The sequence below is a fragment of the Thermomonospora sp. CIF 1 genome (genome assembly GCF_001896795.1).
GTDB classification, from domain to species: Bacteria; Actinomycetota; Actinomycetes; order Streptosporangiales; family Streptosporangiaceae; genus Thermomonospora; species Thermomonospora curvata.
Window position 1 is genome coordinate 35,438 of the sequence record NZ_MOYN02000006.1, and the last position, 21,504, is coordinate 56,941.

At 70.1% G+C, this 21,504-nt stretch carries 26 protein-coding genes and 2 tRNA genes; 13 read left to right on the forward strand and 15 right to left on the reverse strand.

Features of this window, described 5'->3' with window-relative positions:
- Positions 1-78: 78 nt before the first annotated feature.
- Both BUE48_RS02280 and BUE48_RS02285 read right to left on the reverse strand, forming a co-directional pair.
- On the reverse strand, positions 79-1,701 hold the full coding sequence (locus BUE48_RS02280; protein ID WP_286988604.1) for a tetratricopeptide repeat protein: 1,623 nt from the start codon (positions 1,699-1,701) through the stop codon (positions 79-81).
- 152 nt (positions 1,702-1,853) lie between these two features.
- Positions 1,854-2,294 (reverse strand): hypothetical protein, encoded by a 441-nt coding sequence (locus tag BUE48_RS02285; protein WP_286988605.1) that lies wholly within the window; start codon positions 2,292-2,294, stop codon positions 1,854-1,856.
- A 354-nt stretch (positions 2,295-2,648) separates the two neighbouring features.
- On the opposite strand from BUE48_RS02285, the gene BUE48_RS02290 reads away from it, so the two are divergent.
- Positions 2,649-3,398 (forward strand): site-specific integrase, encoded by a 750-nt coding sequence (locus BUE48_RS02290; protein WP_286988606.1) that lies wholly within the window; start codon positions 2,649-2,651, stop codon positions 3,396-3,398.
- Positions 3,399-3,505: 107 nt separating this feature from the next.
- Here BUE48_RS02290 and BUE48_RS02295 read toward each other — a convergent pair.
- From BUE48_RS02295 to BUE48_RS02310, 4 genes are all read right to left on the reverse strand, one after another.
- A tRNA-Phe gene (locus tag BUE48_RS02295) sits at positions 3,506-3,579 on the reverse strand.
- 13 nt (positions 3,580-3,592) lie between these two features.
- A tRNA-Asp gene (locus BUE48_RS02300) sits at positions 3,593-3,670 on the reverse strand.
- Between the two features lie 133 nt (positions 3,671-3,803).
- A complete protein-coding gene (locus BUE48_RS02305) occupies positions 3,804-5,165 on the reverse strand; it encodes a sensor histidine kinase (RefSeq protein WP_286988607.1) in 1,362 nt (453 codons plus the stop codon).
- Positions 5,166-5,304: 139 nt separating this feature from the next.
- Positions 5,305-5,463: a hypothetical protein gene (locus BUE48_RS02310; protein ID WP_286988608.1), complete on the reverse strand. Its 159-nt coding sequence runs from the start codon at positions 5,461-5,463 to the stop codon at positions 5,305-5,307.
- Positions 5,464-6,388: 925 nt separating this feature from the next.
- Between BUE48_RS02310 and BUE48_RS02315 the strand changes: the two genes are divergently transcribed.
- From BUE48_RS02315 to BUE48_RS02335, 6 genes are all read left to right on the forward strand, one after another.
- Positions 6,389-6,628 carry an EF-hand domain-containing protein gene (locus tag BUE48_RS02315; protein WP_012850844.1) on the forward strand — a complete coding sequence of 80 codons (240 nt, stop codon included), beginning with the start codon at positions 6,389-6,391 and terminating at the stop codon, positions 6,626-6,628.
- 521 nt (positions 6,629-7,149) lie between these two features.
- Positions 7,150-7,230, forward strand: coding sequence for a putative leader peptide (locus BUE48_RS24440; protein WP_353745268.1), 81 nt, complete (start codon positions 7,150-7,152; stop codon positions 7,228-7,230).
- A gap of 47 nt (positions 7,231-7,277) precedes the next feature.
- Positions 7,278-8,099: an ABC transporter permease gene (locus BUE48_RS02320; RefSeq protein WP_012850845.1), complete on the forward strand. Its 822-nt coding sequence runs from the start codon at positions 7,278-7,280 to the stop codon at positions 8,097-8,099.
- Positions 8,075-8,809, forward strand: a complete 735-nt coding sequence (locus BUE48_RS02325) for an ABC transporter ATP-binding protein (protein WP_286988609.1) — start codon at positions 8,075-8,077, stop codon at positions 8,807-8,809. Before BUE48_RS02320 ends, BUE48_RS02325 begins: the two co-directional genes overlap by 25 nt.
- Entirely contained in the window at positions 8,806-9,798 is a 993-nt protein-coding gene (locus tag BUE48_RS02330) for an ABC transporter substrate-binding protein (protein WP_286988610.1), read from the forward strand. The genes BUE48_RS02325 and BUE48_RS02330 overlap by 4 nt, the downstream gene beginning before the upstream one ends.
- Positions 9,799-9,812: 14 nt before the next feature.
- Positions 9,813-10,976, forward strand: coding sequence for an LLM class flavin-dependent oxidoreductase (locus BUE48_RS02335; RefSeq protein WP_012850848.1), 1,164 nt, complete (start codon positions 9,813-9,815; stop codon positions 10,974-10,976).
- A 123-nt stretch (positions 10,977-11,099) separates the two neighbouring features.
- Here the strand turns inward: BUE48_RS02335 and BUE48_RS02340 are convergent, their stop codons facing one another.
- The 7 genes from BUE48_RS02340 to BUE48_RS24445 form a co-directional block, all read right to left on the reverse strand.
- Positions 11,100-11,804, reverse strand: coding sequence for a dienelactone hydrolase family protein (locus BUE48_RS02340; protein WP_012850849.1), 705 nt, complete (start codon positions 11,802-11,804; stop codon positions 11,100-11,102).
- Between the two features lie 73 nt (positions 11,805-11,877).
- Entirely contained in the window at positions 11,878-12,162 is a 285-nt protein-coding gene (locus tag BUE48_RS02345; RefSeq protein ID WP_286988612.1) for a putative quinol monooxygenase, read from the reverse strand.
- A 242-nt stretch (positions 12,163-12,404) separates the two neighbouring features.
- Positions 12,405-12,917, reverse strand: coding sequence for a flavin reductase family protein (locus BUE48_RS02350; RefSeq protein ID WP_012850851.1), 513 nt, complete (start codon positions 12,915-12,917; stop codon positions 12,405-12,407).
- Positions 12,914-13,426, reverse strand: a complete 513-nt coding sequence (locus BUE48_RS02355; protein ID WP_012850852.1) for an NADPH-dependent FMN reductase — start codon at positions 13,424-13,426, stop codon at positions 12,914-12,916. Before BUE48_RS02355 ends, BUE48_RS02350 begins: the two co-directional genes overlap by 4 nt.
- Complete coding sequence (locus BUE48_RS02360) at positions 13,423-13,914, reverse strand: rhodanese-like domain-containing protein (RefSeq protein ID WP_012850853.1); 492 nt, start codon at positions 13,912-13,914, stop codon at positions 13,423-13,425. The genes BUE48_RS02355 and BUE48_RS02360 overlap by 4 nt, the downstream gene beginning before the upstream one ends.
- Entirely contained in the window at positions 13,908-14,366 is a 459-nt protein-coding gene (locus BUE48_RS02365) for a cysteine dioxygenase (RefSeq protein WP_012850854.1), read from the reverse strand. Before BUE48_RS02365 ends, BUE48_RS02360 begins: the two co-directional genes overlap by 7 nt.
- Positions 14,363-14,503, reverse strand: coding sequence for a putative leader peptide (locus tag BUE48_RS24445; protein WP_353745266.1), 141 nt, complete (start codon positions 14,501-14,503; stop codon positions 14,363-14,365). Before BUE48_RS24445 ends, BUE48_RS02365 begins: the two co-directional genes overlap by 4 nt.
- Before the next feature lie 111 nt (positions 14,504-14,614).
- Between BUE48_RS24445 and BUE48_RS02370 the strand changes: the two genes are divergently transcribed.
- The 5 genes from BUE48_RS02370 to BUE48_RS02390 all read left to right on the forward strand — a co-directional run bounded on the left by BUE48_RS02370 (position 14,615) and on the right by BUE48_RS02390 (position 19,588).
- The gene (locus tag BUE48_RS02370) at positions 14,615-15,874 is read left to right on the forward strand and encodes an ABC transporter substrate-binding protein (protein ID WP_286988618.1); all 1,260 of its coding nucleotides are present in this window, start codon (positions 14,615-14,617) and stop codon (positions 15,872-15,874) included.
- Complete coding sequence (locus BUE48_RS02375) at positions 15,874-16,782, forward strand: carbohydrate ABC transporter permease (RefSeq protein WP_286988619.1); 909 nt, start codon at positions 15,874-15,876, stop codon at positions 16,780-16,782. The genes BUE48_RS02370 and BUE48_RS02375 overlap by 1 nt, the downstream gene beginning before the upstream one ends.
- Positions 16,782-17,612, forward strand: coding sequence for a carbohydrate ABC transporter permease (locus BUE48_RS02380; protein ID WP_286988621.1), 831 nt, complete (start codon positions 16,782-16,784; stop codon positions 17,610-17,612). Before BUE48_RS02375 ends, BUE48_RS02380 begins: the two co-directional genes overlap by 1 nt.
- Before the next feature lie 7 nt (positions 17,613-17,619).
- Entirely contained in the window at positions 17,620-18,840 is a 1,221-nt protein-coding gene (locus tag BUE48_RS02385) for an ABC transporter ATP-binding protein (protein ID WP_286988623.1), read from the forward strand.
- Between the two features lie 295 nt (positions 18,841-19,135).
- Positions 19,136-19,588 (forward strand): SUKH-3 domain-containing protein, encoded by a 453-nt coding sequence (locus BUE48_RS02390; protein WP_286988625.1) that lies wholly within the window; start codon positions 19,136-19,138, stop codon positions 19,586-19,588.
- Between the two features lie 249 nt (positions 19,589-19,837).
- On the opposite strand, the gene BUE48_RS02395 is transcribed toward BUE48_RS02390, so the two are convergent.
- Positions 19,838-19,990, reverse strand: coding sequence for a hypothetical protein (locus tag BUE48_RS02395; RefSeq protein ID WP_286988627.1), 153 nt, complete (start codon positions 19,988-19,990; stop codon positions 19,838-19,840).
- 553 nt (positions 19,991-20,543) lie between these two features.
- Here BUE48_RS02395 and BUE48_RS02400 point away from each other — a divergent pair.
- On the forward strand, positions 20,544-20,972 hold the full coding sequence (locus tag BUE48_RS02400) for a hypothetical protein (RefSeq protein ID WP_286988629.1): 429 nt from the start codon (positions 20,544-20,546) through the stop codon (positions 20,970-20,972).
- A gap of 108 nt (positions 20,973-21,080) precedes the next feature.
- Here the strand turns inward: BUE48_RS02400 and tnpA are convergent, their stop codons facing one another.
- Entirely contained in the window at positions 21,081-21,497 is a 417-nt protein-coding gene (tnpA, locus tag BUE48_RS02405) for an IS200/IS605 family transposase (protein WP_286988631.1), read from the reverse strand.
- Positions 21,498-21,504 lie beyond the last annotated feature (7 nt).

Below are 21,504 nucleotides of genomic sequence, written 5' to 3' on the forward strand. Positions count from 1 at the left end.
GTGACAAGCCGACCGCGAGCGCAGCGAAGCGAGCACCGGCAGCGGCGCATCCTCCTTGAGCCTCAGCCATCGCGACAGCTAGGCTTTCCGTTTGATGCGTTGGTAAGCCGTGGAGCATTGGTTGGCCTGCTCGGTGAAGCCAATTTCTGTGTAGAGCGTTGCGGCGGATTGGTAGGCCTGGGCTGCGCTCTGGGGCTGTCCCTGGCCTTCGGCCAGTAGCGCAAGTCCCAGATGGGCGTTGGCTTGGCCGAGTCGGTCGTCGATGTCCTGGTAGATCTGTAGAGCTTGGTGGTGGTAGTCGGCTGCCCGCCCATACTCGTTCTGCAATCGGGCGGTAATTCCTAGGCCTTGGAGGGCGTTGGCTTGGCCGCGCTGGTCGCCGGTGGTTTGGGCTGTGGTGTGCAGGGCGGTGTAGAGACCGGCGGCTTGCTCGTACCTGTCATCCAGTCTCAGCCAGCGGGCGACGTGGTGGGCGAGGGTGGGGGCTTGGGACCAGTGGTCGGTGAGGGCGGTATAAGCGGCGGTGGTGAGTTCACCGGTGGCGGCACTCAGCCAGGTGCGGGCTTGGGTGGGAGTGGCGAAGGCGTTGCCTGTGTGGTTGGTGCTCTTGGTGGTGAGAGTGCTGATGGCGGTGTCGGTTGTGGCGGTCAAGTGCTGGTAGAGCCGGTGACGAGCCTGCCGCACCCCAGGGTCATCAGCGCTGTAACCGGTGTGGTGGCGGGCATAGCCAAGGAACAAGTCATGAAAGGTGTAGCGGCCATGAGGCAGACCGATGAGCATATTGCGCTGCAGCAACTCAGCCAGGCGTACCGCTGCTAGCGGGCGCGGTTTGGCGGTGAGCGCGGCCAGGGAGCCGGCGTCAAAGTCCGGTCCCGGATGCCAGGCACAAGCCCCAAGCACCTCCCGCAGCGCGGGGGAGAGGGCTTGGTAGGAGACGGTGAAGGCGGTACGGGCGGCCCGATCGGCCTCGTCCAAATAGTGCAGGGGGTGGTCGGCTGCGCGCATCACCTCAATCAACTCCGCAGCGCTCAGCCGGGCCAGCAGCGCTCCCACCGGCCGCAACGCCAGCGGCAGATACCCGCACAACCGGGCCAGCTCAGCCAACTCCTCACCGGTAGCGCGTATCTCCGCTCGGGACCGGCCAGCCGCTTCCACCAGCAGCGCCGCCGCATCTTGTGGGGGCAGGGTGTCCACCCGGATACGAGCGGCAGCATCCAGCTCGGTGAGCTGGTTGCGGCTGGTCACCACCACCAAACACCCCCCGGCCGCCCCTACTCCCGGCAGCAGCGGCTGAACCTGGGCGGCATCCCGGGCGTTGTCCAAGATCAGCAACACGCGGCGGGAGGCCAGCCAGCTCCGCCACAACCCCACCTTGGCCTGAGGGTGGGCGGGGATGTCGGCCGGATCAAACCCCACCTGGGCCAGCAGCTCACCCAGCACCTCACCCGGATCCCGCGGCTCGTGCCCAGGGGTGAAGCCGAACAGATCGACCTCGATCCGCCCATCGGGATAATCGGCGGCGACCTCGGCCGCCAACGCGCGAGCCAACGCGGTCTTACCAGCCCCGCCCATCCCATGCACGGCCGAGAGCACCACCGGCCGCCCGGCTGCTTGCGCCTGCCGGCGGGCTTGGCGCAACCGGTCCAGCTCTTCCTCCCGGCCCACCCAAATGGCCGGTGGCGGCACCAGCGTGTCCGCCACCACCTCAGGCCTGACAGCCCGGACTCTGGACTCGCCACCGACGTAGAAGTGATTGTGCTGGATCCCTTGGCCAAGGTTCGCCTGCTGAGCCTGGTCAGACGCCTGCGCCTTGACCCTGCCGCCGGGTGGGGGCGGGGAAGGAGCCTGATCGGTCACTGTGCCTGCGGGGAGCCGAAGGTGTTGTTCTGCACCCCTTGGCCCAGGTTCGCCTGCTGTGCGTGACCGGAAGCCTGAGCGTTGACCTGCACCGCCCCCGCCGCAGCAGCAGGAGCAGCATGCTTGGCCAAGAACGCCACCAACTCCCGCACCTGAGCTTCTGCCTGGGGTGTGTCTTCCAACAGGTCGGCGAACCGGGTCCGCCACGCCTCACCCTGGCGTCGCCGCACCTCCTCGGCCTGCCCCTCTGGGGCCTGGAGCACCTCTCGGCGAGCCCGCTCCAGCCGCTCCTGCTGCCGCTCCTCCTCCCGGGCATCTCCGCGGCCCAGCACTCTGGCCGCCCGGGTGCGGACCTGCTGCCACACATCGGTGGTCATCGCGGTGACCAGTCCCGTGCCCGCCGCCCCCGCCAACGCGGCCAACGCCTCAGTCAGCATTCACCAACACCCCCTGCCACGGAACAGTAAACCCACAGTATTACCTGCGGTGCTCCAGCAGTAAGGCAAAACCACGCATCCTCAAAAACCACTGATAAGGGCAGCGGTGAATGATGGAAGTGTATTAACCGATACTCGTCGCAGATGAGCAGGCGAGTGTAGGGGGACCGGCCGGAACAGGCCGCACGCCCGCCGCACCGACCCGCTCACCCGGCGGCCCGCGTCAGCGGGCCGCCCTTGATCATCCGCTTTCGCTCGCTGTGCTTGTGTTGCAAGCACGGGGTGGACGCCGCCCGTCCGGTGCCGCGTTGCTGTGCTCGCAAGGGCGGGGAGTGCTGCCGGTCCCATCTGTCCATGCGGATGGTCCAGTTCATTCATGCTGTGCTGCGGAACGCCCTGGAAAACGCGGTGCGTGAGGAGATCATCCCGCGCAACGTCGCCAAGCTGGTCCGGGTCGGCGCACCGAAGTACAAGGTCAATCGCGGCCTCACCGTCGATCAGGCCCGCGCGGTTCTCCAGGCGGCCAGAGGCGAACGGCTGTATGTCCTCTACGTCCTGGCGCTGTGTCTGGGCCTGCGGTGCGGGGAGCTGCTCGGCCTGCGCCGGCAGGACATCACCCTCGTCCCCTGCCGGGCCTGCGATGGGGAGGACGGCGAGATCGGCGGTGCCGACTGCGAGGTCTGCGCCGGCAACGGAGTGGAAAGCGGCACGCTTGAAGTGGTTCAGACCCTGCAGCGGGTCGGGGGAGCGCTGCGGTTCGTCCGTCCGAAGACCGAAGGCTCGGAGCGGACCATTCCGCTGCCCGCTCTGTGCATCACGGCGCTATGCGAACACAGGATCCGCCAGCAGGCCGAACGGGCGGACGCCTGGCCGGACTGGCAGGATCACGGGCTGGTTTTCCCCCGCGTCGGCACCCCCATGGAGCCGGACAACCTTCGCCGGAGCTGGGGGCGTATCCGCCGCGCCGCTGGCCTGGAGGGGGTGCGTTTTCACGACATGAGGCACACGTGTGTGTCCCTGCGCTTCACCTGGGTGTCGCGCCGGATGTCGTCCGCCAGATCGCCGGGCACAGCGATCTCTCTACACTCACACGTCCCTGGATGAGAAATGGGCGGCGCTGGGGAAGCTGGGGGTGTTCTCAGCTGAAGACGTTGCCGTCAAAAACGCCCCGGGCCCGGTGGCTTCGGGGCGTTTGTGCTGGTGGATGGGTGTGGGCAGGGGCGGGGTCGAACCGCCGACCTTCCGCTTTTCAGGCGGACGCTCGTACCAACTGAGCTACCTGCCCAAGGCTTGCGCCTTGGCGGTCCTGACGGGATTTGAACCCGCGACCTCCACCTTGACAGGGTGGCGAGCACTCCTAACTGCTCCACAGGACCTTGGGTTTTGCCGAGGCTGTGTCTCGAGGGGTGTTCCCCGAACGAGTGGTGCTGCCGGGCAACGATCGAGAGCATACGCGATGGCCGGGACATGCGCCAAATCGATATTGCGGGGGCGTGAGGGGAGCGGAGATCAGCGCGGCCGGTCGTGGGTTGCCAGCAGGGGCAGGCGCAGGACCAGGCGGGCGCCCTGCGGGCTGTCCTCGGCGGCCAGGGTGCCGCCGTGGGCGGCGGCGGTCTGGCGGGCGATGGGCAGGCCCAGGCCGGTGCCGCCGGCGTCGCGGTTGCGGGCGGCGTCCAGGCGGGCGAAGCGCTGGAAGACGGTTTCGCGGTGTTCGGGGGGGATGCCCGCGCCGTCGTCCAGGACCTCCATGACGGCCGTGCCGTTTTCGGCGCGCAAGGTGACCCGGATCTCGGAGTTGGCGTGGCGTTCGGCGTTGTCCAGCAGGTTGACCAGCAGGCGGGTCAGGCGCAGCGGGTCGCCGCGGACCATCACCTCGGGGGCCAGGTCGGTGTGCACGGGGACCCGGCGGGGCTGGCGGGCGATCTCGGAGGCGATCAGGCCGGTCAGGTTCACCTCCTCGCCGACGTGCTCGGGTTTGGAGTCCAGGGCGGCCAGCTCCAGCAGGTCGGTCACGATGGCCTGCAGGCGGTTCAGGCTTTCCAGGACGTCGGTGGCCATCGCCGGCCAGTCGGTCTCGTCCGGGTACAGCAGCGCCTCCTCGACCCGGGCGCGGGCGGCGGCGATGGGGGTGCGCAGGTCGTGGGAGGCGTCGGCGGTGAAGCGCCGCATCTGGACGAGCGCGGCGTCCAGGCGTTGCAGGGTGGCGTTGACGGTCTGGGCGAGCAGCCTGATCTCGTCGCGGCTTTCCGGGACGGGGACGCGGCGGCCGGCGTCGGAGGCGGTGATCTCGGCGAGCTCGGCCCGGATCGCCTCCACCGGCGCCAGCGTCCGGTTGATCGTGCGGGAGGTGACGGCCATGACGAGCAGGATCAGCAGCAGGGACAGCGCCACCAGGAAGGCCACCAGCGCCCCGCTCACATACCAGGGGACGGTCCGGTTCGCCGCGTACACCGTCCGTTCGCCGCTCGGCGTGTAGACCTGGAAGCCGACGACGTCCATGCACGCGTCCATGCCTCGCGGCGGGCACAGTTCCCGGTGGGCGACGGCGCTGGTGCCGGTGGGCCGGAAGTCGGCCATCGGCGGCTTGCCGGCCAGTTGCCCGGTGGCCGAGATCACCCGGCCGGAGGGGTCGACCACTTGGATGGCGGTGCCGTCCGGCTGGGCGGGCAGGACGCGGGGCGGGTCCTCGCGCTGGAGGTGGCGGGTCACCGACAGCGCCGTCTCGAAGGTCTGGGCGCGCTGCTGGTCCGCGGCCTCGCCGCGGATGCCCATGATGACCAGCAGGCCGGCCAGCAGGCACATCAGCGCCATGCTGCCGCCGGCCATCAGCGGCAGCCGCGCTCGCAGCGGCCATCCCTTCGTCGTGATCACCAGCGCCTCCCGTGGATGGCTCACGTCCACCCTTATCGGCTGGGGTGACCGGAGGAACGCCCCCAAAGACCATGAACGGGCAAATAATTCGGCGTCGGGGCCACGGCGGGAGGCGCAAGGCGATCATGAGGTGGAGGGGTCAGCGGGTGCGGCGCAGGGCGGCGTATTGCACCGCCGCGAAGCCCGCGACCACCGCGGCCTGGAGCGGCGCCCACACCCGGCCCGCCGGGTTCGGTGCCGGCCATCCGGCGGCGGCCGCCGTGACGCTGAGGACCGTCCACAGCAGGTTGATCTCCACGACGGCCGGGGCGGCGCCGCGCCTGATCCGGGGGCGGGCGTGGACACCGCCCCCATGGCGACCGCATAGAGCAGCAGGAACGCCCCGACGGCCCGGGGGCCGGTCCCAGCAGGTCCTCCAGCGGCCCGGCCAGTGCCAGGTAGGCCGGCCCGTTGACCCCGGTGATCAGGGCGGCGGCCCGCGGCAGCCTGCGGCCGTCGGTGAACAGGCCTCCGGCGGCGGGACGGAGGGTGCTCATGACGTTCTCCTTCCGGCGGGTTCGCTGCGACGCCATGGACGCGCCGTGAGGGCCGCGATTACCCGCCGGGTCATCGGTGGACGTCGCGGCGGGGGCGCCTGCGAGCCGGCCGGCGGGGCGGCAGGCGCCCGAGGGCCGTGGGGGCTGTGCGAGGAGGCGGTGTCCTTGCCGCTTGGGGGCACGGTGCGGCACCGGGCCTTTTCAGCACGCCGTTTCCGCAGCTCAGTACGGGTGCGTCGCGGTCAGGGAGGAGGCGGTGACCGGCACCGTGCGTGGTTGGGGCTCCCGCCCAGCCGCCTGAGGCCGCGTGTTGAAAAGGGCCACCGCGTCGAGGCGCGTCGGTGTTTCGTCAGGGCCGCCGGTAGGAACGGGTCGGCTCATCGGGCGCCGCGCCCGGCGCCCGCGGATCCGAACCGGCGGGCAGCGGCGTTGACGCTCTGACACGGCCGTCATCCCGCCGGTCCGCGCCGTGACGTTGTGCGCCGTCACAGCCTTGCCGCCCCCGGCGGCTGCCGTATGACGGATTCGGCTTCGAAACGAGCACGGAACGTCATCGCGGTCCCGCACGTCATAGCCGTAAACGTCGTCCGTGTGCAGTCCGTTGGGGGGATATGAACGTGTTGCCGCTGGTACGCCCGCTCAATGTGTCATGATGCCGAGAATTACCCGGACACAGTGAGGAGTGATATGACCGCCGAATCGATCGAGGGTGGCCTCAGCAACGCGTTCCGGCGGGTTGACGTGGACGGCGACGGCAAGCTGGACCTGATGGGCTTCACGCTGGTCCTGGAAGAGCTGGGCCTGTCGTGGTCCAGGGCCGAGACCCAGGAGCGCTTTGAGCGGGCCGACAGCAACCGCGACGGCTTGATCTCCCTGGACGAGCTGCGCGCCATGCTGGCCTCCTACAACCTGACCGGCGCCGCCTGACCGGCCCGAACCGGCGCCATGGCCCGGTCGCGCAGCTGCGGAGAGCGGATGCGTCCAGTTGCCGGGGACGCATCCCTTCCGCACCGCTCTCACGGCGTTCCCAAGAGCATCCGGCTGGGGCGCCGGGGAGAGCGGACGGCCGGGACCGACTGCGGCGCATCGAGGCGTCCTGGCCGTTGCCGGACGAAAACGATACGCCATCGCCCCGTACCGGCGTCACCGGGGGTGGATGCTCCGTCCCTCGGCACGGGTGCCGGACGTGCCCGCCGTGGGGACGGAGACTTCCCCGGGAGCCCATCGGCCCGGTTCGAACGCCGGGACCGGGCCGGGGCGCAAGGCGCTGCCTGACGGGTAGCGGGCCGGCGTCGCCGGCCTTTTGAACCGCTCTCCGCCCAGAGAAGCCCGTGATGGGGGATTTTCAAAGTATCTCTATTGATTTGGTAGGAAAAGTTGGGCATTCTGGTGGAGTGCGTACCACCCAGCACCCCCCGTCCGGCCCCTCGGCGGCGGCCGGGTCCGGCATGACCTTCGCGGCCTTGCGGCTTGTCGCGCGCCTGCACGTCGACCTGCGGCGGCAGGCCAGCGCGCTGTGTCCGCGCTGAACCGTCCCGACGTCCCCTGACCGGCTCATCGGAAGGCTTGCTCGACCATGTCCGCACCCTCGATCGACCTGGCCCGCCCGGCCGGCCGCGTTCGGAACGTTCCGATCCGGCTGCCGCGCGGAGCCCTGCTGCGCGCGGCCAGCCCGCTGGCGCTGCTGGTGCTCTGGCAGCTCGCCAGCTCCACCGGCCTGCTGTCGGACCGGCTGCTGGCCGCCCCGTCCACCATCGCCGCCACCGCCCTCGACCTGCTGCAGGACGGCACGCTGACCGGCGCGATCGGCGTCTCGCTGCGGCGGGCCGCGCTCGGCTTCGCGCTCGGCGCCATCGCCGGCATCGGGCTGGCCCTGATCGCCGGGCTCAGCCGGCTCGGCGAACACGCCGTCGACCCGCCCATGCAGATGCTGCGCGCCCTGCCGCTGTTCGGGCTGATCCCGCTGTTCATCCTGTGGTTCGGCATCGGGGAGACGCCCAAGATCGCCCTGGTCGCCTTCGGCGTCGCCTTCCCCCTGTACCTGAACACCTACGCCGGCATCCGCGGGGTGGACGCCAAGCTCGCCGAGCTGGGCAAGGTGCTGCGGCTGAGCCGCGCCGCCCTGATCCGGCACATCGTGCTGCCCGGCGCGCTGCCGCAGACCCTGGTGGGGCTGCGGCAGAGCCTGGGCGTGGCCTGGCTGGCCCTGATCGTCGCCGAGCAGATCAACGCCAACCAGGGCCTGGGCTTCATGATCAACGACGCCCGGGAGTTCCTGCGCACCGACATCGTCGTGGTCGGCCTGCTCACCTACGCGGCGCTCGGCCTGCTCACCGACGCCTTCGTGCGGCTGCTGGAAAGGAGGGCGCTGTCGTGGCGACGTCAGTTCCTGGGGTGACCACGCAGCCGGCCGCCCGGGTGTCCGGGCTGGTCAAGCGGTTCGGCGACCGCACCGTCCTGGACGGGGTGGACCTGCGGATCGAACGCGGGGAGTTCGTCGCCCTGCTGGGCCGCAGCGGCTCGGGCAAGTCCACCCTGCTGCGCGCCCTGGCCGGGCTGGAGCCGATCTCCGGCGGCGAGCTGGAGGTCCCCGGCACGGTCTCGGTGGCCTTCCAAGAGCCCCGCCTGGTGCCCTGGAAGCGGGTGGCCGCCAACGTCGCGCTCGGCCTGGACGTCCCCGACCCGCGCAAGGCGGCCGAGGAGGCGCTCGCCGAGGTCGGGCTGCGCGGCCACCGCGACGCCTGGCCGCTGACGCTGTCCGGCGGCGAGGCCCAGCGGGTCTCGCTGGCCCGCGCCCTGGTGCGCAACCCCAGCCTGCTGCTGCTGGACGAGCCGTTCAGCGCCCTGGACGCGCTGACCCGCATCAACGTCCACCGCCTGGTGCTGGACCTGTGGGAGCGGCACCGCCCGGGCGTGCTGCTGGTCACCCACGACGTGGACGAGGCGCTGCTGCTGGCCGACCGCGTCCTGGTGCTGGAAAGCGGGCGGATCGGCCACGAGACCGCCGTCGGCCTGGAACGCCCCCGCCACCGCGACAACACCGAACTGATCAGACTGCGCGCCGTGCTGCTGGAGCGGCTCGGCGTCAACCCTGAAGGAACCGCATGAAAAGGCGCATCATCGCCCTGCTGGCCGCACTGTCCCTCACCGTGACGGCGGTCTCGGCCTGCGGCGGCTCCGACGAGGAGGCCGCCTCCGGCACCGGTGACCCCTCCAAGGTGACGCTGACCATCGGCGACCAGAAGGGCGCCAGCCTGCAGTCCCTGCTGAAGGCCGCCGGCCAGCTCGATGACACCCCCTACAAGGTGAACTGGTCGCTGTTCACCTCCGGGCCGCCGATCCTGGAGGCCATCAACGCCGGCTCGGTGGACTTCGGCCTGGTCGGCAACGCCCCGCCGGTGTTCGCCGCGGCCGCCCGCTCCAAGATCGTGATCATCGGCGCCACCGAGATCTCCCTGGAGGGCCAGGCCGTGGTGGTGCCCGGCGACTCGGCCATCAAGACCCCCGCCGAGTTGCGCGGCAAGAAGGTCGCCGTGGCCAAGGGCAGCTCCGCCCACTACCACCTGGTGCAGGTGCTGAAGAAGAACGGCCTGTCCTACGGCGACATCCAGCCGCAGTACCTGCAGCCCGCCGACGCCCTGGCCGCGCTGTCGGGCGGACGGGTGGACGCCTGGGCCATCTGGGAGCCCTACACCGCCCAGGCCGAGGCCCAGGAGGGAGTGCGGATCATCGCCGACGGCAACGGCTACGTCAACGGCTACAACTTCCAGATCACCTCCGAGGCGGCCCTCAAGGACGCCGACAAGACCGCGGCCCTGAAGGACTTCCTCGGCCGCTACCACAAGGCGGTGCTGTGGGCCAACGACCACCCCAAGGAGTGGGCCGAGCTGTGGGCCGCCGACACCGGCCTGCCCGTGGACGTCGCCGAGCAGGCCCACCGCCGGCGGCTGGCCACGATCCTGCGCATCGACGACGAGGTGGTCACCGAGGAGCAGCGGGTGGCCGACGCGTTCAGTGAGCTGAAGCTGATCCCCGGCAAGGTCGAGATCGCCGACTTCTTCGATCGCCGCTTCAACGACATCGTCGAGGCCAAGTAAAGGACACACACCCCATGACGCTGAAATTCCACTGGTTCCTGCCCACCTTCGGCGACGGCCGCACCCTCAACGGCGGCGGCGGGCACAACGTCCCCCGCGACGCATCGGGGCTCGCCGCGCGCCCCGGCACCGCCGACCGCGAGCGCCGTCCCACCCTGGAGTACCTGGCCCAGATCGCCCGTGCGGCCGAGAACCTCGGCTTCGACGCCGTCCTCACCCCCACCGGCACCTGGTGCGAGGACGCCTGGATCACCGCCTCGGCGCTGATCTCCGAGACCCGCCGGCTGCGTTTCCTGGTGGCCTTCCGCCCCGGCCTCACCTCGCCCACCCTGGCCGCCCAGATGGCCGCCACCTACCAGCGGATGTCGGGCGGGCGGCTGCTGATGAACGTGGTCACCGGCGGGGAGAAGACCGAGCAGGCCCGCTTCGGCGACCACCTCTCCCACGCCGAGCGCTACGCCCGCACCGACGAGTTCCTGACCGTGGTGCGCGGCGCCTGGAGCGGCGAGCCGTTCGACTTCAGCGGCAAGTACTACCAGGTGGAGGGCGCCACCGTCGCCGGCGGCGTCGACCCGGTCCCCGAGCTGTACTTCGGCGGCTCCTCCAAGCCCGCCGGCCCCGTGGCCGCCCGGCATGTGGACGTCTACCTGACCTGGGGCGAGCCGCCGGAGCAGGTCGCCGAGAAGATCGCCTGGATCCGCAAGCTGGCCGCCCAGGAGGGCCGCATCCTGCGCTTCGGCATCCGGCTGCACGCCATCACCCGCGACACCTCCGAGGAGGCCTGGAAGGAGGCCGACCGGCTGCTGAAGGCCATCGACCCGGCCACCTTCGCCAAGGCGCAAAAGGCCCTGGCCGCCAGCGAGTCGGTCGGCCAGCAGCGGATGCTCGCCCTGCACGAGAACTTCCGGGCCTTCGGCGGCTCCACCCGCGACCTGGAGATCTACCCCAACCTGTGGGCGGGCATCGGCCTGGTGCGCGGCGGCGCCGGCACCGCCCTGGTCGGCAGCCACTCGGAGGTCGCCGACCGCATCGAGGAGTACGCCGAGCTGGGCATCACCGAGTTCATCATGTCCGGCTACCCGCACCTGGAGGAGGCCTACTGGTTCGGTGAGGGCGTCCTGCCCGAGCTTCAGCGTCGCGGCTTCCTGGCCTCCGAACCCTTGAAGGCCACCGCCTGACCGGGACGATCCGCGCCCGGGTCGGGCGATCCTCCTCACGGGCGCCGAAGTATCGCCCGACCCGACGATTGAGCGCCGCCCCCGCTTCTGGGGGGCGGCGCTCGCCCGTTTTCCGCGTCCCGTTCAGCAGGGCAGGTGGCGCTCCAGGAAGCGCTCGGTGAGCGACCAGGCCCGTTCGGCGTGCTCCGGCTGGTGGAACATGGGGGCCTCCCAGTTGTGGAAGGCGTGCCCGGCCTCTTCCTGGACGTGGATCTCGACGTTCGGCATCGGCGCCACCGCCTCCTCCACCGCGGCGATCTGCTCGCGCGGGATGTAGGGGTCGGAGCCGCCGAAGTGGAACTGCAGCGGGCAGGTGATCCGCCCGGCCAGCTCCAGGGCGGAGGGCACGCCCGAGCCGTAGAAGGAGACCGCGGCGGCCAGCTCCGACCGCCGCGCCGCCAGGTGGTAGGCCATCGTCCCGCCCAGGCAGAACCCGAGCACGCCCGCGGCCCCGGTCACCTCCGGCAGCTCCCGCAGGCGGTCGAACGCGGCGCTCAGGTCGGCCACCCCTGCCTCGAGCTGGAAACGGGAGGCGAGCTTCAGCGACTGCTGCAGCCCTTCCTCGTCGTGCTCGGCGGCCCACCCCGGCTGCAGCCGCCAGAACAGGTCGGGCGCGCCGACCACGTACCCGCGCGCGGCCAGCTTCTCGGCCACCCCGCGGATGTACTTGCCCACCCCGTAGATCTCCTGGATGAGCAGCAGCCCCGGCCCGCGCCCCCGCTCGGGCACCCACAGGTGCATGTCGAACGCGCCGTCGTCCACGGCCACCGATTCGGTCCGGGTCTGCATGGGGGGCTCCTCGAGGTCGGCTCTCACTTTGTGGATCTTCGATGGTACGGACGGGCGGCCGCCCGCGGGGCGCTCACGCCGGTTCCACGGCGGCGATCCGGTACCTGTTGACCTGGGCGTCCCTGATGGCTGAGGTCTGGTCCTCGTCCGGCCCCGTGCCGCGGAAGGCCTCCAGGGCGGCGTCGGACTCCCAGCGTTCGAACACGTTGATCCGCTCGGGGTCGATGGGGTCCGCGGACAGCGTGAAATCCAGGCAGCCGGGCGCCGAGCGCGCCGCCTCGATCACCGGGCGGCACCCGGCCAGGTAGTCCTCCCGCGCCCCGGCCCGGAGGCGTATCCAGCCGGCCACGATGATCATGCGTCCTCCCTCGGGCCGCGACGGCGCAGGACGCCGCTGCGCTTTTGGGGCGCATGCTCTCATAAGCCCATGACAGCGGCCTTCGGCGCTGCAGGCGTCCCGGGCCGACCGCGATGTACCCGCCCCGAGCCGCACGAGCGGCGCATTGAAAGCCGCCCGCACGCGCTTCGGCCCGGTCACCCAAGCCATGACCGGGCCGAAGCAGGAGACACCGCGGCGTCCACCCCCGCCGCGGTGGGCCTTTAAGGGTGCGGGATGAAGCGTCCGAAGCGGCCGTGGTGGTACAGCAGCGGGGTGCCGCCGTGGCCGGTGCGGGCGCCGATGACCAGGCCGACCATCAGGCAGTGGTCGCCGATCTCGGTGACGCTGTGGGGGACGGCCAGCAGGTGGGCGGTGACCTCCTCCAGCAGGGGGACGCCGCCGGGGCCGGGCCGCCAGGCCGTGGGGACGCCGAAGCGGTCCACGTCGTCGCGGGTGAAGCGGGTGGCGATCGGTGCCTGGTGGCCGGCCAGCAGGTTGACCGCGAGCAGCTCGGCCTCGGCCAGGCCGGGCCAGGCCGGCGAGGAGCGCTCGATGCAGAAGGACACCAGCGGCGGGTCCAGGCTGACGGAGGAGAAGGAGGTCGCGGTCTGCCCGATGGGGTGCCCGTGGGCGTCCCGGGCGGTGACCACGACGACCCCGGAGGCGTGCTTGGCGATCGTGCGGCGGAACCGGCGGGTGCTCACCGGCGGGTGGCGGGTCAGCGTCCTGGTCATGACGCCGCCTCCCGGGGGATCTGCGGGGCGGTCCGCTCGGCCCACTCGCCCAGCACCTTCTCCAGCTCGGGCAGCTGGGATTCCAGCAGGGCCAGGCCGGGGGTGGGCACGTGGGCGCCCAGCTCCACCAGCAGCGGGCGCAGGTGGACCTCCACCGCCAGGGCGTGCTGCGGGGCGCCCATCACCAGCAACGGCAGCGCGGTCGTCCCCGCCAGCGCCCCGGAGGGCAGCAGGTCCAGGAACGACTTGAGCAGGCCCGTGTAGGTGCCCTTGTAGGTGGGGCTGGCGACCACCAGCACGTGGGCGTCGGCGACGGTCTTGAGCGCGGCGTCCAGGTCGGCGGTGGGGTCGGAGGCGTACAGCTGGGCAGCGAGCGCGGACAGGTCGATGACCTCCCGCGGGCCGTCCCAGCCGATGCGGTCGGCGATGGCGCCGGCGGCCGCGGTGGCGGCCCGGTGGGTGCGGGAGGCCGCGCGGGGGTTGCCGACCAGCGTGACCAGACTGCTCATCGCGACCTCCGTGCGGGACGGGCGTTCATCACAGGCTCCGGGGGAAGGGTCGGGTAGGTGGGGTCGGGGGCGGCCGCATGGGGCGCGCCGGTGGTGGGCAGCCCGGCGGCCCGCCAGGCGCGGTAGCCGCCGATCACGTCGGTGGCGCGGGTCAGGCCCAGCTCGTGCAGGGACGCGGCGGCCAGGCTGGAGGTGTAGCCCTCGGCGCACAGCACGATGACGCGCACGTCGTAGCCGGTCGCCTGGGGCAACCGGGCCGGGCTGGCCGGGTCGAACCGCCACTCCAGCACGTTGCGCTCGATGATCAGCGAGCCGGGCACCTCGCCTTCGGCGGCGCGGTGGGCCTGCGGGCGGATGTCCACCAGCAGCGCCTGGCCCCGGCTGAACTCCCGGTGGGCCTCGGCGGGCTCCAGCCGGTCCAGGCGCCGCCGCGCCGCCTGGAGGATCTCTTCGATGGAGCGCGCTTGCGGCGGACGGACGGTCACCATTGGTCGGCCCGTTCCACGGCGAGGCGCACCAGCCGGCCGGCGGGGGTGAGGTCGTAGCGGTTCATCGAGGTCAGCGGCGGCGAGTAGACGTGCACGCTGACCGCCGGGGCCTGGGTGGTGTTGGCGACCTCGTGGATGTGGTCGGCGCCGAACTCGCGGAACTGGCCCACGGTGAGGGTGCGCCGGGTGTGCAGGTCGTATTCGTCCAGGCTGCCGAGGGCCACCGCGAAGGCGCCGCGGGAGCCGCCGTGGTCGTGCAGGCCGGTGGACTGGCCGGGCATCCAGCTCAGCAGCCAGACCTCGTGGTGCTCGTCGTGGTGCAGGCGTTCGTACCAGCGTTCGGGGATGTTGAGCCGGACCCGGTGGATCCATTCCTGCGGGGCGGCGGCCAGGGTGCGGGCGATCTCGGCCGGGCGCAGGTGGGCGGGTGCGATCGGAGTGCTCAAGGTCATGCGTTTCCTGTCGGTGCGTGGTGTCGGCGGTCGTGGGGGACGGCCGGTCGACACAGCGCGCTCGCCTGCCGGCACAGGTCGACGTGGCGGCGCAGCCATCGAAGGACACCGGAACGCATGTCCTCACCATCCCACATATTCCCTAGTTAGTCAATGGGAAAAGTCGTATATCTCGTTCGGGATTGCCCGCCGCCCAGCGGGTATGCCCAGCTCACCACCTGTGAGCTGCACGGTCGGGGGAACGGCTCATGCGAGGGGCTGCCTGCCGCGAAAGAAAGGCCAAGGCGCTCGCCGCCGCCCTGACGCTGGCCGCGGTCACGGCCGGCTGCGGCCGGGCCGCCTCCGGCACGCCGGTCATCAACCTCTACAACGCCCCGCAGGAGAACCTCGGCGCCATCGTCGAACGCTGCAACCGCCTGGCCGGCGGCCGCTACCGCATCGCCCTCAACACCCTGCCCCGCGACGCCGACGGCCAGCGCGAGCAGATCGTGCGGCGCCTGGCGGCCGGCGACAGCGGCCTGGACGTGCTCGGCCTGGACGTCACCTGGACCGCCGAACTCGCCGAGGCCGGCTGGATCCGCCCCTGGAGAGGCCGGTACGCACGCCAGGCCCGCCAAGGCACCCTGCGCGCGCCCCTGGCGACCGCCACCTGGAAGGGACGGCTGTACGCGGCGCCCTACAACACCAACGTCCAGCTGCTGTGGTACCGCTCCGACCTCATCCCCGACCCGCCGTCCACCTGGGACGGGCTGATCCGCGAATCGGCCCGGCTGGCCGCGGCGGGCAAACCCCACTACGGCGAGGTCACCGGCGCCCCGTACGAGGGCATCGTGGTGTGGTTCAACAGCCTGGTCGCCTCGGCGGGCGGCGCCGTCCTCAACCCGGCCGGCGACGCCGTCGCCCTCGGCGAGCCCGCCCTGCAGGCCCTACGGACCATGCGCGCCTTCGGCCGATCAGCGGCGGCCGACCCGTCCCTGCCGAACATGCGGGAGGACGACGTGCGGCTGGCCATGGAGAGCGGCCGGGCCGCCTACCAGATCAACTGGCCGTTCGTGTATGCGTCCATGGCCGCCAACCGCCCCGACATGCTGCCCCACTTCAAATGGGCCCCCTACCCGGGCATCACCGGCCCGGGCAAGGCCCCGCTGGGCGGCGCCAACTTCGCCGTCAGCGCCTACTCCCGCCACCCCGGCCGCGCCTTCCAGGCCGCGCTGTGCCTGCGCGACGCCGAAAGCCAGAAGATCGCCGCGATCCGCGACGGCCTGCCGCCGACGCTGCGCTCGCTTTATGACGACCCGGAGCTGGCCCGGGCCTACCCGATGCGCCAGGCGATCCTGGACGCCCTGGCCGACCCGGCGATCCGCCCGCAGACCCCGACCTACCAGAACGTCTCGACCGTCACCTCCAACGTCCTGTCGCCCCCCGCCGCGATCGACCCGCCGCGGACGCTGAAGGAGCTGCGGGAACTGATCTCCAAGGCCCTGGAGAGCAAGGGAGTGCTGCCGTGATGTCCTTACCACGCGAGCGGCGGCCCATCAGCGACGAGAAAGCCGCCGAGCGGAGGCTGGCGCTGTGGCTGTGCGCCCCGGCGGCCCTGGTGATGCTGGTGGTCACCGCCTGGCCGATCCTGTACGCGGTGCTGCTGTCGCTGCAGCGCTACGACCTGCGCTTCCCCGACGAACGCGGCTGGGTGGGACTGGCCAACTACGGGGCGGTCCTCACCGACCGGTTCTGGTGGAACGCCTTCTTCGTCACCGTCTTCATCACCGCGGTCAGCGTCGCCATCGAACTGGTGCTGGGCATGCTGCTGGCGCTGGCCATGTACCGGACGCTCATCGCCCGCGGCGCGATCCGCACCCTGGTGCTGATCCCCTACGGCATCGTCACCGTGGTCGCCGCCTACGGCTGGAAGTACGCCTGGACGCCCGGCACCGGCTGGCTGGCCGGCCTGCTGCCCGAAGGGGCCGCGCCGCTGACCGAACGGCCCTCCGCACTGGCGATCATCATCCTGGCCGAGGTGTGGAAGACCACCCCGTTCATGGCGCTGCTGCTGATGGCCGGGCTGGCGCTGGTGCCCGAAGACCTCCTCAAGGCCGCCTCGCTGGACGGCGCCTCACCCTGGCAGCGGTTCTTCCATGTGACGCTGCCGCTGATGAAACCGGCGATCCTGGTGGCGCTGCTGTTCCGCACCCTGGACGCCTTCCGGATCTTCGACAACATCTACATCCTCACCGGTGGCGCCACCGGCACCGGCTCGGTCTCGGTGATCGCCTACCGCAACCTGATCGGCGGGCTGAACCTGGGCATCGGCTCCACCATGTCGGTGCTGATCTTCCTGACCGTCGCGATCATCTCGTTCCTGTTCATCAAGGCGTTCGGCATCAGCTCGCCGGGCACCCAGGAGGCGAAGCGGTGATGCGCGGCGGCAGGGGAGTGCTCACCCGGTGGCTGATCGTCGACCTGCTGGTCGCGGCGTACGCGCTGATCCCGGTGCTGTGGATCGTCTCGCTGTCGCTGAAGACCCCCGACACCTTCACCGACGGCTCCTTCATCCCCCGCCGGTGGACGCTGGAGAACTACCGGGGCGTCTTCGACAACCCCGACTTCGTGCGCGGCCTGATCAACTCCATCGGCATCGGGCTGATCGCCACGCTGATCGCGCTGGTGCTGGGCACCATGGCCGCCTACGCCATCGCCCGCCTGGACTTCCCCGGCAAGAACCTGCTGGTCGGCGCGTCCTTGCTGGTGGCGATGTTCCCGCAGATCTCGCTGGTCAGCCCGCTGTTTCAGATCGAGCGGACGCTGGGGCTGTTCGACACCTGGCCGGGCCTGATCATCCCCTACATCACCTTCGCGCTGCCGCTGACGATCTTCACGCTGTCGTCGTTCCTGCGGGAGATCCCCTGGGAGCTGGAACAGGCCGCCAAGATGGACGGCGCCACCCCGTTCCAGGCGTTCTGGCAGGTCATCGCGCCGCTGGCGGCCCCCGGCATGGTCACCGCCGCGATCTTGACGTTCATCTTCTGCTGGAACGACTTCCTGTTCGCGATCTCGCTGACCTCCTCGGACCGGGCCCGCACCGCCCCGGCGACCATCTCCTTCTTCACCGGCAGCAGCCAGTTCGAAGACCCCACCGGCTCGATCGCCGCCGCCGCGGTGATCATCACCGTCCCGATCATCGTGTTCGTGCTGCTCTTCCAGCGCCGGATCGTCTCCGGCCTGACCTCCGGAGCCGTGAAGGGGTGAACCGGCCATGGCCGAGATCGTCCTGGACCATGTGACCAAGCGGTTCGGCGACACCGTGGCCGTCGCCGACGTCAACCTGACGATCGCCGACGGGGAGTTCGTCATCCTGGTGGGCCCGTCGGGTTCGGGCAAATCCACCCTGCTGAACATGATCGCCGGCCTGGAGGAGATCACCGAGGGCGAACTGCGCATCGACGGCGAACGCATGAACGAACGCGCCCCGCGCGACCGCGACATCGCGATGATCTTCCAGTCGTACGCGCTGTACCCGCACATGACCGTCCGCCAGAACATCGGCTTCCCGCTCAAGCTCGCCAAGGTGGACAAGCCCACCATCAACGAGAAGGTCGAACGGGTGGCCGCCCTCCTCGGCTTGACCCCCTACCTGGACCGCAAACCCTCCCAGCTGTCCGGCGGCCAGCGCCAGCGCGTGGCGATGGGCCGGGCGATCGTCCGCAACCCCAAGGCGTTCCTGATGGACGAGCCGCTGTCGAACCTGGACGCCAAACTGCGGGTGCAGATGCGCACCACCATCTCCCGCCTGCAAAAAGAACTGGGCACCACCACCGTCTACGTCACCCACGACCAGGTCGAGGCGATGACCCTCGGCGACCGCATCGTGATCATGCGGGACGGCGTGGTGCAGCAGGTCGGCCCCCCGCAGGACCTTTATGACCACCCCCGCAACCTCTTCGTGGCCGGCTTCATCGGCTCACCTCCCATGAACTTCCTGCCCGCCAAGATCACCCCGGACGGCCTGCGCTCCCCGCTGGGCACCATCCCGCCGTCCGACCGGCTGCGCCGCGCCACGAGCGGCCCGAACACCCCCGATGAGGTGATCTTGGGCATCCGCCCCGAGGCGTTCGAGGACGCCGAACTGGTCCCCGACGCCGACCCGTCCACAACCTTCACCGGGACTGTGGACATCCTCGAGTCCCTGGGCGCGGAGAAGTACGCCTTCTTCGACCTGGGCACCGAGGGCATGGCCCGCTCCGAGCACCTGGAGGCCCTGGCCCGCGACCGCGGCACCCAGGACATGACCGGCACCGTCCAGATCACCACCCGCCTGGACCCCCGCTCCACGGCCACCGAGGGCCGCCCCCTGAAGGTCTGGTTCAACCCGTCCGCCATCCACCTGTTCGACCCGGCCAGCGGCATCAACCTCACCGAACAACCCCGCCCCGAGACGCCCTCCGCCGACCACGGCCGGCCGAGCCGGTCTCCGTGAAGAGCATGCGCCCCTGGGAAGCGGGACGACGTTCGCTGGATCTCGGGCGTAGCTGGGGGAGATAGACGGCTTGAAGCGGCTGGACGAGACCGTGGGGCGATGTGAGGAGCCCCGCCGCGCGGCACACGGTGGACGAGCCCGAGCACATGTCCACAGGCTCTGCACGTGACCGGGCCATCAAGTGGGTATGGCCCGATCATCCGCGATCACTCGCTTGGTGGACGAGGCTCCGTCCGCTCGAACCTCCCGGAAGATTGTGACGATGACCCGTCGAACACGCTCTGGGGAAAACGGCGTGAGCGCCGAAACACACCATTGGCCGCCCGAGGTCACCGCCCACATGGTCGTGGCCGGCTGGTCGCCGGGGCGGCGGGTCGATGTGAGCGGGTGGGAGGAAGAACTCAGGCAAAACAGCGGGTTCCGCATGCACGATGCCGCGGGCCGCTTCCTGGCCGAGTTCGGAGGGCTCAAGGTGCCCGCGGGGCCTAACAGGCCGGGGCAGCAGGTGGCATCGGACGAGTTCGAACTGGACCCGCTGCAGGGCGAGAAGATGAGGCCTTATTTTCAGCGGGTCGGCCGTGCCGCGGCCGGAGAGCTCTATCCGCTGGGGAGCGTCGCGGGCGGCCATGCGGTTCTCGCCATCGATGAAGCGGAAACCGTCTTCATGCTGTTCGGTGACCACTGCCGGCGCATAGGCGTTGGAAGGGAAGCGATCGCCAACCTCATCCTCGGCCGGCGGCCCCGGTGACGCGCTCCCAGCGATCGGCGTGCGGCGCTCTTGGGGCGGGTTGTCCACATCCTGTGGACGTTCATCTTCTGGGCATGCCGACGAGGCCGTGAGCGGACGCGGTCGCCGACTGCTCGTCGGCGTCGATTCCGACACGCCGTCTCCGCAGGTCAGCACAAGAGCGCCGCAGTCTGTGACCTTCCAACGCCGCGGCACCGTAGATCCTCGGGGCTCCCGTCCCGACGCCTTGGACCACGTGCTGGAAAAGGATCAGTGGTCACCCGCTGTGATGAAGCCGTGTTCGCGCAGGAAATCCGACCAGCGATCCTGGCCCCCGATCAGCTGCAGGTAGCCCTCGCCGAGAAGGAAGTGGTCGATGAAGTCATCGATACCGTCGGCGAGCTGCTCGAAGCGGGTGGCCATGAAGCTGTATTCCAGCCAGGTTTCGGGAAACCACCAGATTGTGCCCGCCGTCCGCTCGATGACCAGCGGGAAATCGTTGTTGAGTCGTCTATGTAGAACTGGTTGCGGTCCAGCTCCCGGTAAGAGAAGATCGCCACCTCTCCGGCATTGAGCCCGTCTACGAGCGTCAGCAGGTCTCGCAGCCCTTCCGGAAGGTCTGGCATGGGCTCGCGTGAACCCGGCTGAAAATTGGCGAGCATGTATGAATCAGGCGTGGCGTCCAGTGCCGCCATTACCGCCTCGATCTTCCGCTGTACCTGCTGTCTCATCCGGAGATCCTGATCGTCGTGTCGTCTGGGGGGCTGATCTGCTGCTAGATCCGTGGTCCTATACCAGGCCGGGCATGTCGTCAAGGCCGTCCTCGCCCTGCAGGCCGACGAGAGCCACGCTTACTGAAGAGGCTCGTTGAGAAGACCGCAATGAAATCCGCTTGATCAAATAGTTGAATGGTCATTGGAGTTCGGGTTCCGGCGGGGTCACAAAGCGTGGAGTGCGAGCGGCGCGGTTGGCCGGCGTGAACCGGGAGGACCTCGCGGTGGAGGGAATGGTTGAGCGTGACGTTCCGGTGCTCTCTTCTGACGGCAGTGAGGAGGTATGGCGTCTGTCTTTTGCCATGGATCCGCCGTGGACCGTTGCGCTGAAGGGCCCTCGTACCGGTGAGGAGCGGCGTGCCACGGGAGAGGATCTGTATGAATCGCTGACGCAGATCTGCAGGGACCTCGAAAAGGTCGGGAAGCTCCTGTGCATCAATGCCTCCAGAGTGGACGCCAGACCCTCTCCGATGCTGCGTCAGGCGACCGGCGGAGGAGCGGTTTACCTGCTGAGCTCGCGCAGGCCGGCGCGGAGGGTCTTCCCCACTCGCGTCCGGCACAAGGCCGTCGATGCTTTCGAACCGGCCCCGCGGAACAAAGTGGCGAGCATCGATGAGCAGGAGCGCTACTAGGGTCGTCCGCAGTGCTCCGGCCTTCAGGCCGGGGGTGAAGCGGACCGTCCCGCGTAGCAGGGTAGGGAAAGCCGATCCGCCGCCAGGCGGGTCGGTGTCCGGGTGGGTTCAGACGGGGTGGTTCTGCTGCTCGATGTACTGGCGCAGGACGCTGATCGGAGCGCCGCCCACACTGCCGGTGAAGTAGGAGCCGGCCCACAACTTGTTCGCCCGATAGTAGTGGCGGGCCGGTTCGGGGAACTCCTGTCGCAGCCGCCGGGAGGACGCCCCTTTCAGCGAGTTGACCAGGCGGGACAGGGCGACCTTCGGGGGGAAGTTCACCAGCAGGTGGACGTGGTTGCTCTCGCCGTTGAACTCCGCCGGCTCGCACTCGAAGTCGGCGCACACGTCCCGCATGATCTGCTCCATGCGCTCCAGGTGGGTGCCGGTGAACACCGGGTGCCGGAACTTGGTCACGAAGACCAAGTGGGCGTGTAGGGCGAGAACGCAGTGTCTACCTGTTCTGATGTCTCCGTGCTCGACCATAAACCAA

Bases quoted from the DNA above. Each gene is read 5' to 3' on its own strand.
- BUE48_RS02290 (WP_286988606.1), top strand. From the start codon at position 2,649: ATGCGGATGGTCCAGTTCATTCATGCTGTGCTGCGGAACGCCCTGGAA.
- BUE48_RS02320 (WP_012850845.1), top strand. From the start codon at position 7,278: ATGTCCGCACCCTCGATCGACCTGGCCCGCCCGGCCGGCCGCGTTCGG.
- BUE48_RS02380 (WP_286988621.1), top strand. From the start codon at position 16,782: ATGCGCGGCGGCAGGGGAGTGCTCACCCGGTGGCTGATCGTCGACCTG.
- BUE48_RS02350 (WP_012850851.1), bottom strand. From the start codon at position 12,917: ATGACCAGGACGCTGACCCGCCACCCGCCGGTGAGCACCCGCCGGTTC.
- BUE48_RS02385 (WP_286988623.1), top strand. From the start codon at position 17,620: ATGGCCGAGATCGTCCTGGACCATGTGACCAAGCGGTTCGGCGACACC.
- tnpA (WP_286988631.1), bottom strand. From the start codon at position 21,497: ATGGTCGAGCACGGAGACATCAGAACAGGTAGACACTGCGTTCTCGCC.
- BUE48_RS02345 (WP_286988612.1), bottom strand. From the start codon at position 12,162: ATGATCATCGTGGCCGGCTGGATACGCCTCCGGGCCGGGGCGCGGGAG.
- BUE48_RS02375 (WP_286988619.1), top strand. From the start codon at position 15,874: ATGTCCTTACCACGCGAGCGGCGGCCCATCAGCGACGAGAAAGCCGCC.
- BUE48_RS02370 (WP_286988618.1), top strand. From the start codon at position 14,615: ATGCGAGGGGCTGCCTGCCGCGAAAGAAAGGCCAAGGCGCTCGCCGCC.
- BUE48_RS02340 (WP_012850849.1), bottom strand. From the start codon at position 11,804: ATGCAGACCCGGACCGAATCGGTGGCCGTGGACGACGGCGCGTTCGAC.
- BUE48_RS02315 (WP_012850844.1), top strand. From the start codon at position 6,389: ATGACCGCCGAATCGATCGAGGGTGGCCTCAGCAACGCGTTCCGGCGG.
- BUE48_RS02285 (WP_286988605.1), bottom strand. From the start codon at position 2,294: ATGCTGACTGAGGCGTTGGCCGCGTTGGCGGGGGCGGCGGGCACGGGA.
- BUE48_RS02335 (WP_012850848.1), top strand. From the start codon at position 9,813: ATGACGCTGAAATTCCACTGGTTCCTGCCCACCTTCGGCGACGGCCGC.
- BUE48_RS02355 (WP_012850852.1), bottom strand. From the start codon at position 13,426: ATGAGCAGTCTGGTCACGCTGGTCGGCAACCCCCGCGCGGCCTCCCGC.
- BUE48_RS02360 (WP_012850853.1), bottom strand. From the start codon at position 13,914: ATGGTGACCGTCCGTCCGCCGCAAGCGCGCTCCATCGAAGAGATCCTC.
- BUE48_RS24445 (WP_353745266.1), bottom strand. From the start codon at position 14,503: ATGTGGGATGGTGAGGACATGCGTTCCGGTGTCCTTCGATGGCTGCGC.
- BUE48_RS02330 (WP_286988610.1), top strand. From the start codon at position 8,806: ATGAAAAGGCGCATCATCGCCCTGCTGGCCGCACTGTCCCTCACCGTG.
- BUE48_RS02365 (WP_012850854.1), bottom strand. From the start codon at position 14,366: ATGACCTTGAGCACTCCGATCGCACCCGCCCACCTGCGCCCGGCCGAG.
- BUE48_RS02395 (WP_286988627.1), bottom strand. From the start codon at position 19,990: ATGGCCACCCGCTTCGAGCAGCTCGCCGACGGTATCGATGACTTCATC.
- BUE48_RS24440 (WP_353745268.1), top strand. From the start codon at position 7,150: ATGACCTTCGCGGCCTTGCGGCTTGTCGCGCGCCTGCACGTCGACCTG.